The sequence below is a fragment of the Erysipelothrix tonsillarum DSM 14972 genome, from assembly GCF_000373785.1.
Taxonomy (GTDB): Bacteria; Bacillota_I; Bacilli_A; order Erysipelotrichales; family Erysipelotrichaceae; genus Erysipelothrix; species Erysipelothrix tonsillarum.
On the sequence record NZ_KB892380.1, the window covers coordinates 140510 to 155696 of the forward strand.

The window sequence follows — 15187 nt, forward strand, 5'->3', positions numbered from 1 at the left end:
GGTTTGTTTAATTTAACATTAATTAGTCGATTGAAACTTTGATTCCAGGACCCATTGATGTTGAGATTGTAAGGTTTTTAATAAAAGCACCCTTAACAGCAGCTGGACGTGATTTGAGAATTACGTCATGTAATGCGTTAAAGTTTTCTTCTAATGCTTCATCTGTAAATGATGATTTACCGATAATTGTGTTAACGTTTGATTCTTTATCAACACGGTATTCGATTTTACCTTTTTTGATTTCTTCAACAGCTTTAGTAATGTCCATTGTTACTGTTCCAGTTTTAGGGTTTGGCATTAAACCTTTAGGTCCTAATACACGACCAAGTTTACCAAGCTCACCCATCATATCTGGTGTAGCAACGATGATGTCGAAATCGAACCATCCTTTTTGGATATCTTCAAGAATTTCTTTACCACCAACAAAATCTGCTCCTGCATCTTTTGCTTCTTGTTCCTTAGCGCCTTGAGTTACAACCAATACCTTTTGCGAACGTCCTGTTCCATTAGGTAATACCATAGCACCACGGATTTGTTGATCAGCATGACGAGGATCAACATTTAAACGGTATGAAACTTCTACTGTTTCATCGAATTTTGCGAAACTTGCTTCTTTTGCTAATTTGATTGCTTCAGAAATTGAGTAAACTTTTGAGCGATCCACTAATTCATTAGCTTTAACGACGTTTTTTGATTTTTTAGCCATTATACTCTAGTCCTCCATTCCTTCAATAGCAATACCCATATTACGTGCTGTACCAGCAACGATGTTCATAGCACCTTCGATGCTATTAGCATTTAAATCGGGCATTTTATATTCAGCGATTTCACGTAATTGATCCGCTGAGATTGTAGCAACAATGTTTGAATTTGGTGTTGCTGATCCACTCTTAACTCCAGCAGCTCTCTTTAATAAGATGGCAGCAGGTGTTGTTTTTAAGACAAAATCAAATGATTTGTCATCAAATACTGTAATTTCTACAGGCACAACGTCTCCTGCACGTTCTCTACTTTGATCATTGAACGCAGTACAGAATTGAGGCATGTTAATACCAACACCAGCTAATGCAGGTCCTGGTTTAGCGCCACCGGCAGGGAATTGTAGTTTAACTACTCTTGCAACTTTTTTACTCACGAGACATTCCTCCTTATATGTGTTTGTCTGTGCTGTGGTTAAATGAATGGTTGCATCACTCTCCCACATAACAAAAGCCTTTTTACAGGCTTATATATTTTACATCTTTCAAACTTCTAAGTCAAGCATCAGTAACATCACTGTTTAGAGTTTTTCCGGCCAAACCATTGTGTGTTCTAAATGACCTGTTTCTTCATTATTTGCACTTTCCACAGTCGTAAATCCTTCACGTTTATAAAATGATTGTGCTTTTGGATTTTGATCAAATACATCCAACGTTAATTCATCGTAACGTGTTTTTAAATAATCAAGTAATTGTTTTCCTATCCCTTTGCTTCGCATTGACTTATCAACAAAAATCCCCGCAAGGTAGTAACCTTCCATTACCCCCGCAAATCCTTGAATAATACCATCTTCCTCACAAACGTAGATATTAGCATTTTCCATCATTTCTTTCACAAGATCATAGTTATCCGTCCAATAAGATGGATCCACAAATGAATGGGCATCTAAATTACTTTGTAACCAAATCTCCATAACTCGATTAATCTCAGGTATTTCCATATAACGTATCATTAATCCTTACCTCCTTTGGTATTGCTTTAACTAAGGCTATTATACCTTTTTCTTTAACGCATCTCTACCGTGCTTCTCCATAAAAAAGATGTGGATAATTACCCACATCTTTATTTTTAAAATTATTTAATAATTGATTTTACCGTTTCCGCAACGTTATCAACTGTAAATCCAAATGCTTCAAAGAGTTTTGGAGCGGGTGCTGATCCACCAAAGTGGTCTAAAGTTACATAAGCACCATCAAGACCTACAAGTTTTCCCCAGCTTAGTGATGAAGCAGCCTCAACAGCAACGCGAGCGCGTACTGACGAAGGAAGAACCGATTCTTGATATTCTTTACTTTGTTCTTCAAAGAGCTCAACACAAGGCATAGAAACAACGCGTACACCGATGTTTTCTTTGGCTAAAGCTTCTGCTGCATCAACAGCAAGTGATACTTCAGATCCAGTTGCCATAATTATTGCATCAATCTTATCGGCATCTTTCACAACATAACCACCTTTAAGTGCACCAGCACCTGATAAATCAAGTTGTGGTAAGTTTTGACGTGACAAGATCAAACCAACTGGTGTTGTTTTTGATGTAAGTGCCAATACCCATCCGTATGCTGTTTCCGTCGCATCAGCCGGACGGAATGTATAGAAATTAGGTAATGAACGCAACATAGTAAGTTGCTCAACAGGTTCATGAGTTGGTCCATCTTCCCCAACACCAATACTATCATGTGTAAGAACATACGTTAAAGGTATATTCATCAATGAACTGAGACGCGCCATTGGTTTTAAGAAATCTGAGAATACAAAGAATGTTGCAACATAGGCTTTAAGTCCACCGTAGAGCACAATACCATTTCCCATCGCTGCCATTGCGTGTTCACGAATACCAAAATGAATATTGCGTCCCGCAAAGTTTTGTGACGAGAATGATTCTTCATCATTCATATTTGTCATATTTGACGGCGCTAAGTCAGCTGACCCACCAAAAATGTTCGTGTATTTGTCTTTAAGGCGATTAATCATCATACCTGAAACATTACGAGTAGCCATTGGTTTGTTTTCAAATTCAAAAAGGGATGCATCTTCAGTTAATGATTCAACCGTAATGTCTTTAAAATCATTTTCCAATTGTTGCGCAAGTTCTGGATATGCATTTTTATATGCATCCATCATTGCATTCCATGATTCTTGTGCTTTTGCACCTTCTGATGCAATTGCTTTAAAATGTTCATATACTTCTTCAGGAACAAAGAATGGTTCAAGGCTTGGATAATTTACAAGTTCTTTAAACTCTTTGATCCCTTCTTCACCAATTGGTGCTCCGTGCGATGCAGCAGAACCTTCTTTTGGTGTACCAAATCCAATTTTTGTACGGATTTCAATAAATGAAGGTTTATCGAGGTTTAATTTTGCTTCTGTAATTGCAGCATTAATTGCTTCAATATCATTACCATCTTCTACGACGAAAGTATCAAAACCATATGCTTCATAACGAGCACATACGTCTTCATGGAATGATAAATCCGTGCTACCTTCGATTGTGATGTTGTTTGAATCATAGAGCACAATTAAACGACCCAAATTCATCGCTCCAGCAAATGAAGATGCTTCACTGGTAATTCCTTCCATCATACAGCCGTCACCTGAAATAACATAAGTAAAGTTATTAAATACTTCAAAACCATCTTTGTTATATTTTGCAGCAAGATGTTCTTGAGCCATCGCCATACCCACAGCAGTGGATAAACCTGCTCCTAAAGGACCTGTTGTTGCTTCAACCCCATCAGTATGACCATACTCTGGATGTCCTGGTGTTAAAGAATTAAATTGACGGAAGTTTTGTAAATCTTCCTTTGAAACATTATATCCAAATACATGGAGTAATGAGTATAGAAGTGCCGATCCATGTCCTGCTGACAAGACAAAACGATCTCTGTTAATCCATTTAGGATCTGCAGGGTTAAAGTTCATATGGTTTGCCCATACAGTATATGCCATGGGCGCAGCGCCTAAAGGCATTCCTGGGTGACCTGAATTTGCTTTTTGAACTGCATCTACAGATAATACACGAAGTGCATTAACTGCTAAGTTTTCGATATTATTCATAATTTATATGTGCTCCTTCTTTTTCATATATAAGATACATGATTTTAGATAATTTATCAATGTACCGCTTGTACCCTTAAAAGACGTAGCACGTGATGTTTTTAATCAAGTTGTGCTATTTTATTGATATCTTCTTGGAGTGCTTCAAATTTCGCGAGTGAAGCTTCTATCGTTTTACCGACAACACAGTAATAGAACTTACATTTTGGTTCGGTTCCGGATGGACGAATCGCAATCCATGAGCCATCTTCAAGACTGTATTTAATTACATTTGATTTCGGTAATGTTAGAGTTTCCCCCGTAGAACGCATCGATGTCAGATAATCATCTCGATATAGCACTTGAATGCCTGCGAAAGATGTAATTTCTGACTCTCTAAATGTTGTAAGAATTTCTTGAATGCGATTCAAGCCATCTTGACCTGATAATGTAATCGCAACTTGTGTTTCATGATATGCTCCATGGCGATCATAAAGACCATTGAGTACATCAACTAATGTTAATCCTTTATTTTTATAATAGTTTGCTGCTTCCGCAACCATCATACATGCTTGTAAAGCATCTTTATCACGAACAAAGTCGGCTATTAAATAACCATAGCTTTCTTCATAACCAAATACAAAATTAAAATCGCCCACTTTGTTATGGTTTTCAATGCTATCACCAATGTATTTGAAACCAGTAAGTGTTTTTTCCACATTAACACCATATGCCGCCGCAATTTTTTCTCCTAAATCAGAAGTCACGACTGTATTAAACATAATTGGGTTTTCAGGCATGGTTTCCTTTTCAATATGCGTCGCATAAATATACTCTTGCAAAATTGAACCGCCTTGATTCCCTGTGAGATAAACATATTCTCCATGATGTTTAACCACAATACCCATACGATCTGCATCAGGATCACAACTTAAAACAAGATCCGCATCGTGTTTAACCGCATATTCTACAGCGAGGTCATACGACGCATGCTCTTCAGGATTCGGTGTTTTTGTATTACTAAAATTTGGATCATATTCACTTTGTTCAATCACGGGAATGACATTATATCCTGTTTCCGACAAAATATCAGGAACTAGGGGATAAGACGTTCCGTGCTGCGATGTGAATACAACAGACAAGGATTTTACTTCTTCCGATCGAAGTTGTATTGATTTGATGGCTTCCTTATATTTTTCATCAAAATCTGAATCCATATAAGAAATCATGGATCGATTACCTTGTGTAATATTAATTTTTGTTTCATCGGGTTCTTCATCAATCAATGCAATCACACGCGCAATTTTGTGATCAACCAATTGACATCCATTTTCGTCATAAACCTTATAACCATTGTATTCTTTTGGATTGTGGCTTGCAGTAATTACAATACCACCCACACAATTTAAGGTTCTAACGGCAAAAGATAATTCTGGTGTTGGACGTGGTTGTGAAAAGATGTAACTTTCAATTCCATATGTTGATAACACCATTGCACTCACGTCCGCAAATTCTTTCGACATATGACGGTTATCATACGCAATCGCTATTTTTAATTCTTTATTTTTAAATGTTTCAACTAAGTATTTCGCAAATCCCACACTTGCTTTAGCTACCGTATAAACATTCATGCGGTTAGGTCCGATTCCTAATAATCCGCGCATTCCTGCAGTACCAAATTCTAATGACTTATAAAAAGCGTCATGTTTTGTGCTTTCATCCATGTTTTGAAGTTCTTTTTCAATCCATGAATCATTGCGAGCCAACTCATTCCATCTATCTAATGACATAATTCCCTCCTGCATAAAAAAAATAGAAGATTCTCATCTTCTATTTTATTCTAATTATAAAATTAAGCAATTACTTTTTGTGCTTTTAGTACTTCTTCAATTGTAGCGATTGCATCATCTTGATCTTCACCTTCAGCTGAAATAACGATTTCTGACTGAGTTGGGATTCCTAATGACATAACGCCCATGATTGATTTCATGTTTACAGCTTTACCTTTGTAGCTGATTTTGATCTCGCTCTTGAATTTACTTGCTGCATTTACTGCTACGGTTGCAGGACGTGCGTGCAATCCAACGGGATCAATAACTGTTACTGTAATCTCTTTCATAAGTATAACCTCCTACTTTTCATTTCAATTTTATACTATTTTAAAGATTAATACAATGATTAGTCTTTTTTTACTTGTGATAAGGATGATTTTTTGAAATCATAAAGAATCGATACACTTGTTCGTATAGCATAAGACGCACCATTTGATGGGGAAAAGTAAGGTTAGAAATCTTCCAACGATAGTCGGAACGTTCTCTCATAAGTTGGTTAACTCCATGTGAACCACCGATAATAAACGTAATTGTTTTTCCTAAATCAATGAGTTCCATAATTTTCCCACTCATTGAAACCGAATCAAGATCTTTTCCTTTTAAATCCATCAAAATAACGTAATCACGTGCATCAATTTTATCCAACATTCGTTGACACTCGTCATCAATAATACTATTTATATCTGTTTTATTTGAATTTCCTAGCTCGATCATCTCAATATTATGAATCGGCTTCAAACGTTTTTCAAACTCTTGAATCAGCGCTTGCATTGGTTTTTCTTTAATCTTTCCAATCGCAATTATTTTTATCACTGTAATGCTACCTCTACTTCATGCACTTCCCCATAACGATTTATGGTGAGCTTGACGGTATCGCCAACTTTATGTGCATAAAGTTCACGTCTAAAATCACGATAACTGGAAATCGGTTTGCCGTTAATGTGGGTTAAAATATCGCCCTCTTTAATATCCGCTTTTCGCGCAGGACCGTTTTGCGTTAGTTCTGCGATAAATACTCCGGCATTAACATCCTCAGGAACTTTATAGTAGTTTTTAAGGAAAGGATTCATTTCCGAAACCGAAACACCTGATATCCCAATAACTGGATATTGAACTTTTCCAGTTTCTTCAATTTGTTTAATAATTGGCACTACTTCATTGACTGGTATGGAGAATCCCATACCTTCAACTTGTGCTGAAGAAAGTTTCATTGAGTTAATTCCAATTAATTCCCCATTCATGTTGACCAATGCGCCACCACTATTTCCCGGGTTAATTGCAGCATCTGTTTGCATAACGACCATATCCCAATCAGGATTACGATCACCATTCAAGTCTACAGGTACTTTTCGATCTTTTCCTGAGATTACCCCGAAGGTAACTGAGTTTGCGAATTCCAAGTCAACTGGGCTACCAATTGCAAGAACAAATTCCCCAACTTTCACTACGGATGAATCACCAAGCTTCATCGGTTGAATATCTGTATCCGTCTCCACTTGAAGCAACGCAAGATCAGTAAAAGGATCTGCACCGAGAAGTTTTGCCTCTACTTTTTCTCCATTAGAGAATTGTACATAGAATTGGTCACCTTTTTCAGTAACATGATTGTTTGTAATAATGTGGATTTTTCCACCTTCGTTTTTGTAAACAACCCCGGAACCACTACCGGCGAGTTGTCCACCTTGTACATTCAGTACACTTACAACTTGATCTTTTACATTTTCTACAACTTTTGTAGGATCTGAATCAAATTCAGTAACTACTTTTTCTACCGTTTTCCCATCTTCTGTTTTCTCAGTTACGGTTGGTCGATTGTTTAGTTCATAAACTTGATACGTTAAAAATCCATTCCATGCGAGTAAAATTACTAGAATTCCAATAAATGTACGTTTAAATGCTTGGTCTTTTTTCATATTTGATATCCTCCAATTACAATTTCAAATTGTTTTGCGACATTGAATTCAATCCCCTCGCTATCAACGAGCTCGCGCACAGTTGATAGGGCCAAATGTTCATCATTAGCTTCCGAACTAAGATGGGCTAGTAGAATTTCCTTTGTTTTTTCCGATACGACTTTGGATAGTAGGACACCTGCTTCTTCATTAGACAAGTGACCGGTATCCGATAAAATGCGACGCTTAATAGCATACGGTCGTTTCGTTTGCATAAGCATTTCAGGATCATGATTACTTTCCAAGATGTAATAATCTGCATCTCGAATTAATTCAAAGTCTTGTTCTCGAATATATCCAGTATCTGTGATATAGACAAGTTTTCGATTACCCGCTTCAACAATATACCCTACAGAATCCTCTGCATCATGGGACGTCTTTATGGCCGTAATCTGGAAAGGTCCGACTTGAAAGGAAACATAAGGCTCCACTCTCGTGTGTTCAAAACGAATTTCTGAAGGACAGTAAATTTGATGATGTGCAAAATGTTTAAGCTGACTGGTATGATCACTGTGATCATGGGTAATCAACACACAGTCTACATCATCAAAAGTCAGCGCTAAGGCTTCAAAACTTTCTTTGAGATAACGTTTGGTTGTTCCGCAATCAATCATAATGCGAATCCCTTGCGACTCAACCAGACAACAGTTCCCTTTAGAACCACTAGCAAGCATCGTATATTTCATAAGCATCTTCCTTTTATCATCAACATCCCATTACAGAACATGGATCAACGCGAACACCGTAGTAACGGAATTCGAGATGAACGTGAGGCCCATAGGTAGTTCCCGTCATTCCCATATAACCAATGTTATCACCACGTTTCACGAGGTCACCAACATTGAAATAAGGGCCGGTTGCCATATGAGCATAAAGGGTCGTATAGCCATTACCATGGTCAATGACGATATGGTTACCCCATCCACTTCCACATCCATAATTTCCTTCGAAGCAACCACTGACTGTTTCTGAAACAACTCCGCGGTCAACTGCATAAATCGGTCCGAAGCCGCCACCATTTAAAACAAAGTCCGTACCATTGTGGTTATAGTAACAAGAGTTACCGTAAACACAGGAGATGTTTGCATTATCCAGTGGCCAACGATAGTTTCCTGAACCAATTCGCGGTTCGATTTTTGTACCGTAGCGTACTTTCCCTCGAATCGGTTCCTTCGTTATCTGAGAACTGACTTCTTCCGAAGAATTCGGAGCACCATTCACAATAATATCTTCGTAAACAACATCCCGTTTACCATTTTGTTCAACAACATCAACGACTTCTTTTCCTTCTGACAGTTCAGGGTCCGACTCATAAATGGTTGATTCCGGGTAAACAACTTCGGATGTCATACGTTCCCGGGTGATTTTTACTGTAAAGGGTGAATTAAACTTACTTACTCGAAGTTTTGATCCAACTTCAAGTACTTGGTTTACATCTTTTATTATATCACTATTTATATATTTTATTTGATTTGCATCCATACCATTGTGCCAAGCAATTCCGGCAATCGTGTCATAGGGTTGCACTTCATACATTTCAACTTTTGGATTATAGCCATAACTTAAGAATTTCAAAACATCGCTCTCATTCATCAAGATATTTTCTTTTGAAGTTAATCCCTTCCGAATCTGCACAGATTCTTCGACTTCCACATTTACATCACGGGTTCCATAGTCTGTTATTTTTTCAATTTTCCGATTGTTCTTCATTGCCTCAAACGTTTTATCATCCGTGAAATTCCGAATGAATGTATCCCGGGCTTTGTTAAAATCATCGATATTTTTCACATAGATAATTGCACCATTAGAAAACTTTACTTGATTAACCTCGATGGCAAAAAGTCTTTCATCATAGAGATATTGAAAAATTTCATCATCACGATCTTCATAGTGATTGAAACTTAATTCTTTAACAAGAATTAAATCATCAATAAAACCAAGCTTGGAATCAGGAAACTCCGTTTTGTATTCTTCTTCATAGACTTTATCAAACATATTTGTAAGTTTAGTTCCATCGTTAATAATCCCAACTAACTTATCATCACGATAAAGCTTTGTTACCTCTACGGGTTTATCTGATTTTCCCTGTGCTGACTGTGGGAATATTGCTGTAGAGGTATCGGTCAGCTTGTATAAATCCACAACACTGTTATTTGCACTCACAGTTTCAATTGCATATGCAAGGATTACCGCAATCGCAAAAGTGATGAGTATCAATTTGAATTCTTTATGTTGTTTCATTGATCTAACTCCTTTTGGAAAGCACAAACGAGAAATTAATCTCGTCTATACTTCGATAAATTTTGTAAATTTTTAACAGCCGATTACACCACATGCGTCAACACGCGTTCCGCCACCTACAATAATTTCAAGGTGAACGTGAGGGTAACTCGTTCGTCCTGTCATACCAACATAACCGATGTTTTCACCCTTCGCAACAGTTTGACCGGCTTGGAAATATCCTGGACTGGCCATATGTGCATAAAGTGATCGGTAGCCATTACCGTGATCAATCACGATATAGTTACCCCAACCACCTGGGTCATAGGAGTTTGTCGTCACGACACCACGGTCAATAGCATAGATTGGACCATAACCACTACCATGTACAGAGAAGTCCGTTCCCGAGTGATTAGGATAACATCCATAACCACAAAGCACATAAGCATTATCCAATGGCCAACGCCATGCCCCGCTCCCCACTTTAGGTTCGACTTTTGTACCGTAACGAATCACTCCACGAACTGGCTTTTTAGTTTCTTTGCTCGAAATTTCTTTCGTTGATATAGAAGCACCATTTTCGTAGACATCTTCATAGATAACATCACGTGCTCCATTTTGTTCTACAACATCAATCACTTCTTTACCTTCTGCAAGTTCTGGATCTGATTGATAGACCGTTTTCTCCGGATATACCGGTTCTGTTGTCATACGTTGCTTCGTAACCGTAACGGTGAAAGGAGAATCAAACTTACTTACGCGAAGTTCTGATCCAACTTCAAGCACTTGATTAACATCCTTTATTTTATCCGCATTGATGGATTGGATTTGGTTAACGTTCATTCCACTGTGATAAGCAATCCCTTCCAAGGTATCAAACGCTTTAATTTTATAGGTTTCTACTTTCGGATTATACCCATAACTTAAGAACGTCAAAATTTCGGTTTCATCTTTTAAAATCTTGTCTTTAGTTGCAAGACCCCGCGTTACTTTAACGGTTTCTTTTACTTTAACATCAATATCTTTAGTACCATAATCAGTAATTGCTGGTATTTTCTTATTATTTTTAATCGCATCAAAGGTGCTTTCACTCGTAAAGTTTTGAATAAACTTATCTCTCGCTGAATCAAAATCTTCTGAGTTCTTAACATAGATAATTGCTCCATTTGAGAAGGTTACCTTATTCGCTTCAATCGCAAAAAGATTTTCTTTATAAAGATAATCAAAGATATCGTTATCCCGATCTTCGTATACATTAAAGCTCATTTCTTCAACTTGAATCAAATCATCGATAAAGCCCAGTTTCGAGTCCGGAAATTCGTCTTTATATTCGTTCTCATAAACTTCGTCAAACATCTTTTGTAAGCGACTGGAGTCTTTAATAACTCCCACAAGTTTTTGTTCACGATAAAGTTTGGTAATCACAACTGGATTATCGTTTACCGTTACAACCTCTTGGGGAAAAATTGCAGATGAAGAATCAATAGCTTCATATGCAGTTTTAATTTCTGAAGCAGAAGTCGGCGTTTTATACAAATAACCGAGTCCAACTGCAAAAAGGAATGCTACACAAATAATAATGAGGTTTTTATGTTTTTTCATTCTACATCCTACCTCCATCTCCGGCCACACCATAGAACTTACTAATGGAAGCATTAAACATTAGTGTAATATCAGCCAAGGCTCCATTACGGTGTTTGGCCATTTTTAGTAATACTTCTTGTTGTTCAGGTTTTGGCATTTGAGGCGCATCATCCTCTTCACCTTCACGATCTTTATAGTAATCTTCACGATATAAGAACATAACAATATCCGCATCTTGCTCAATCGAACCCGATTCACGCAAGTCACTTAATTGTGGAATTTTACTATCTCGACGTTCAACCAAACGAGACAATTGGGAAAGGGCAATCACGGGACAATCCATTTCACGGGCCAATTGTTTCAGTCCACGAGAAATCTCAGATACTTCTTGTTGTCGTGATTCTGTTTTACCGCGTCCAGTGATTAACTGAATATAGTCAATCACAATCATATCTAAGTTTCCTTCAGATTTTAGCTTGCGACATTTGGAAAAAATTTCTGGTACCGTAATCGTTGAACTATCATCAATGAAAATATTCAACTTCGACAATACATTTGCTCCAGCATAAACATTATTAAGTTGTTCATCATTTAAATTCCCCGTCCGTAAGTACTCACTTTTTACTGAAGATTGTGCACTTAACATCCGTGAAATTAAATGGGTTGCAGGCATTTCAAGTGAGAATATCGCCATAGCGGCTTGTTCTTCCTTATTGTGACGCGCTGCATTTAATGCAAGATTTAAAGCAAATGCTGTTTTCCCAACCGATGGACGCGCAGCGAGTATAATTAAATCCCCACGTTGCAGTCCATTTGTTACATTATCTAAATGACTGTAATTCGTTTTTAATCCCGTTATTCGATCGTGATTATCTCGAATACGATTTAAGTTTGTAATAACTTCCTTAACTACGTCGCGACTTCGCTGCATTTCCGTTGTTCTTCGAACTCGGGTTACTTCTAGAATACGCTGCTCCGCTTCATCTAATAACGCAGTCAATTCCGTAGTAGAATCGAATCCTTTTTCGGCGATTGATTGCCCTACATCAATAAGTCGACGCATTTGAGCTTTTTCTTGCACAACCTCAATATAATGCTTAACACTTGCAGGGGTTGCACTGTTTTCAGTGAGTGCAAACAAGTATTCTACACCACCCACACTATCAATTTCATTTTGATCTTTTAATCGGGTTATTAATGTCGTTGCATCTAAAACACGACCACGCTCAATGATATCTAACATATGCGAAAATATCTTTTGGTGCTCGGTATTATAAAAATCATCGACTTGCATGTCATATTCTTCAACAACTGCTACAGACTCTGGGAACACCAATAAGGTTCCCAAAAGTGCCATTTCAGCGTCTTGACTATAAGGCAATTTACGCATAGATCCTCCTCTTATTCAGCAATTAATTTAACGTGGATTTCTCCGGTTACATCTCCATATAGTGTTGCTTGGATACGGTTTGATCCAAGATGAGTAATCGGACCACTTGGTTTAAATTTACGTTTATCTACTTTAATTTTATGGTTTTTCTTCAACGCATCCTCTACTTGTTTTGTAGAAACTGATCCGAAGACACGGCCACCTTCACCAACTTTAACTTTGAACTCTAAAGTGATTTTCTCAAGTTCAAGCGCTAAGCGTTTGGCTTTCTCAATCTCAGCCTCAACCTCAGCAGCGTGTTCTTGTTTTTGATGATCTAAAATTTCGCGACTTTGGTCACTTGCCATAACGGCAAGTTTATTAGGAATTAAGAAGTTACGTGCATAACCATCCGCAACCTCCACAATGTCGTTCTTTTTCCCTACTTTTTTAACGTCTTTTAATAAGATTAATTTCATATTATTCACTTTCCTCTCTAACACTCTCTATAGCCTTTTTCAAAGACTCTACCACTTCATTAATTGACTGCCCTTTAATTTGTGCCGCAGCTCCGGTAAAGTGACCGCCGCCACCCAATCGTTCCATGACAACCTGAACATTTAATTCACCCTTTGATCGGGATGATATGGCGACAATATCTTCACCAACATAAGCCACGACAAACGATGCTTCAACCTCTTTAACCGTTAATATTTCATCTGCTGCTTGTGACATTAACGGACGCGGCAAGGCTTCATCTTTATAAGCTGCGATGACATAATAATCATCGTAAAACTCACACTTACTCAATACTTTATTTTTCATTTCAAAACTTTCATATTCATCTCGAAGCATGTTTTCCACTTCCATTAAGTCCGCTCCATATTTCCGTAATTCCGCAGCAGCTTGGAATGTTCTACTACCACTTCGATTTCTAAAACGATTGGTATCAATCAACATTCCAGTGTACATAAATGTTGCTTCTAATTTTGAAATAACAACATTTCGGCGATGGTACGGGAATAACTCGACAATTAATTCACTTGCCGATGACGCTGATGATTCGATATAGGTAAGTTCTGGTTTGAATTTAAACTCACCCGTACGGCGATGGTGATCAATTACCACGATATGGTCTGATTTATCCACTAAATCCGGGAATTGACATTGTTGTAATGAATGGTGATCTACCATAATGAGTAACGTTTTAGGACCAATTAAGCCACGTGCTTCTTCATGGGAAATCAAACTGTGGTCTTTCTCAAATTCATCACGATGTTTTCGAATACCAGCAGCTAGGTTCACTTCCGTATCATCCAAATCAAGAACAATCGCTGCATCTTTATTGTAAACAGAAACAATTGAGGAAACGCCTAATGCACTCCCAAAGCAGTCAAAATCCATCATTCGGTGTCCAACGATAATGACATTGCTCGACTCCAATATATGCTCACCAAGATTTTGTGCCATAACACGCACACGAACCTTACTTCGCTTTTCAACCGCTTCTGTATTTCCACCAAAGTAACGCATAACTTCATTTTTAGTATTAATCGCAACTTGATCACCACCGCGGCTTTGCGCCATTTCAAGTGCTTTATTTGACATATCTTCTAAGTCTTTAAAGTTATCACTGTGTCGTGCAAATGCCAGAGACAAGGTAATACTTGCATCAATTTTTGTTGCTTGTTTTCGAATTTCATTAACGATTGAAAAACGTTCGCTCTCTAAACGTTGAAATACTTGCTCGTTGAGCACAAGGAGATAGCGATCTGGACGAATGCGTCGAACAAACATTTCATGATTATCTGCCCATCGTACAACAGCTTGTCGAATATTAGAATCAATAAAAGCAATCGTTTGTTCTTCTTCATACTGCGTCGTTTCTTCATAATTATCAAGATGCGCAATTCCAAGAACAACTTGATTATTTCTATTAATAATTTCAAGTTCGTTCAACTCCGTAATATCTTTAAAGAATAGAATGTTCTTTTGACCCATTGTGGATGCTTCAAATACATACTGATCAAAGCGAATTGTCATACTTTCTTCATTGCCTTTAATCATTTTAGTAATGGTAGGAAAAACATCACTTACGTGTTCTCCCGTACCCAGAATGTTTAACTCATCAAAAAGTTCACTCATCCACGTTATATTATTATCATCATCCAGCGTAATAATCCCCATATTTGCATAATCAAACGCATAACTTGCTTCACGTCCCAAGACTTCCGCAACAGAAATTACGCGCTCCTTACGACTTGTGATTGCGGATGCGAAGATATAGAAAATAACACCTAGATCAATCACTAAGAATATATACTGAACAACATACAAATACTTATTAATAAATACATGGAAAAAGAAGAGGACCACCAATTGGACCAAGGTTAAAATCATTAAACGTGTTTTTAGTGTCTCAAATCGATTTGACATAA

At 37.5% G+C, this 15187-nt stretch carries 14 protein-coding genes; all 14 read right to left on the reverse strand.

The window, feature by feature from the left end; translation table 11 throughout:
• Window positions 1-22: 22 nt before the first annotated feature.
• Window positions 23-706, reverse strand: a complete 684-nt coding sequence (gene rplA, locus B096_RS0108320) for a 50S ribosomal protein L1 (RefSeq protein ID WP_018580272.1) — start codon at window positions 704-706, stop codon at window positions 23-25.
• A gap of 6 nt (window positions 707-712) precedes the next feature.
• Complete coding sequence (rplK, locus tag B096_RS0108325) at window positions 713-1135, reverse strand: 50S ribosomal protein L11 (protein WP_018580273.1); 423 nt, start codon at window positions 1133-1135, stop codon at window positions 713-715.
• 144 nt (window positions 1136-1279) lie between these two features.
• Entirely contained in the window at window positions 1280-1711 is a 432-nt protein-coding gene (locus B096_RS0108330) for an N-acetyltransferase (protein ID WP_018580274.1), read from the reverse strand.
• 122 nt (window positions 1712-1833) lie between these two features.
• Window positions 1834-3813, reverse strand: a complete 1980-nt coding sequence (tkt, locus tag B096_RS0108335; protein WP_018580275.1) for a transketolase — start codon at window positions 3811-3813, stop codon at window positions 1834-1836.
• Window positions 3814-3914: 101 nt separating this feature from the next.
• Complete coding sequence (locus B096_RS0108340) at window positions 3915-5582, reverse strand: phospho-sugar mutase (RefSeq protein ID WP_018580276.1); 1668 nt, start codon at window positions 5580-5582, stop codon at window positions 3915-3917.
• A 62-nt stretch (window positions 5583-5644) separates the two neighbouring features.
• On the reverse strand, window positions 5645-5911 hold the full coding sequence (locus B096_RS0108345) for a phosphocarrier protein HPr (protein ID WP_003774368.1): 267 nt from the start codon (window positions 5909-5911) through the stop codon (window positions 5645-5647).
• A 70-nt stretch (window positions 5912-5981) separates the two neighbouring features.
• Complete coding sequence (locus tag B096_RS0108350; RefSeq protein WP_018580277.1) at window positions 5982-6437, reverse strand: 23S rRNA (pseudouridine(1915)-N(3))-methyltransferase RlmH; 456 nt, start codon at window positions 6435-6437, stop codon at window positions 5982-5984.
• Entirely contained in the window at window positions 6434-7537 is a 1104-nt protein-coding gene (locus tag B096_RS0108355; RefSeq protein WP_018580278.1) for a S1C family serine protease, read from the reverse strand. The genes B096_RS0108350 and B096_RS0108355 overlap by 4 nt, the downstream gene beginning before the upstream one ends.
• The gene (locus B096_RS0108360; protein ID WP_018580279.1) at window positions 7534-8262 is read right to left on the reverse strand and encodes an MBL fold metallo-hydrolase; all 729 of its coding nucleotides are present in this window, start codon (window positions 8260-8262) and stop codon (window positions 7534-7536) included. The genes B096_RS0108355 and B096_RS0108360 overlap by 4 nt, the downstream gene beginning before the upstream one ends.
• A gap of 19 nt (window positions 8263-8281) precedes the next feature.
• Window positions 8282-9817, reverse strand: coding sequence for a M23 family metallopeptidase (locus B096_RS0108365; protein ID WP_018580280.1), 1536 nt, complete (start codon window positions 9815-9817; stop codon window positions 8282-8284).
• Between the two features lie 72 nt (window positions 9818-9889).
• Entirely contained in the window at window positions 9890-11398 is a 1509-nt protein-coding gene (locus B096_RS0108370; RefSeq protein ID WP_018580281.1) for a peptidoglycan DD-metalloendopeptidase family protein, read from the reverse strand.
• A 1-nt stretch (window position 11399) separates the two neighbouring features.
• A complete protein-coding gene (dnaB, locus tag B096_RS0108375) occupies window positions 11400-12770 on the reverse strand; it encodes a replicative DNA helicase (protein ID WP_018580282.1) in 1371 nt (456 codons plus the stop codon).
• An 11-nt stretch (window positions 12771-12781) separates the two neighbouring features.
• Window positions 12782-13228, reverse strand: a complete 447-nt coding sequence (gene rplI, locus B096_RS0108380; protein ID WP_018580283.1) for a 50S ribosomal protein L9 — start codon at window positions 13226-13228, stop codon at window positions 12782-12784.
• Between the two features lies 1 nt (window position 13229).
• Window positions 13230-15185, reverse strand: a complete 1956-nt coding sequence (locus B096_RS0108385; RefSeq protein ID WP_018580284.1) for a GGDEF domain-containing protein — start codon at window positions 15183-15185, stop codon at window positions 13230-13232.
• Between the last annotated feature and the right edge of the window lie 2 nt (window positions 15186-15187).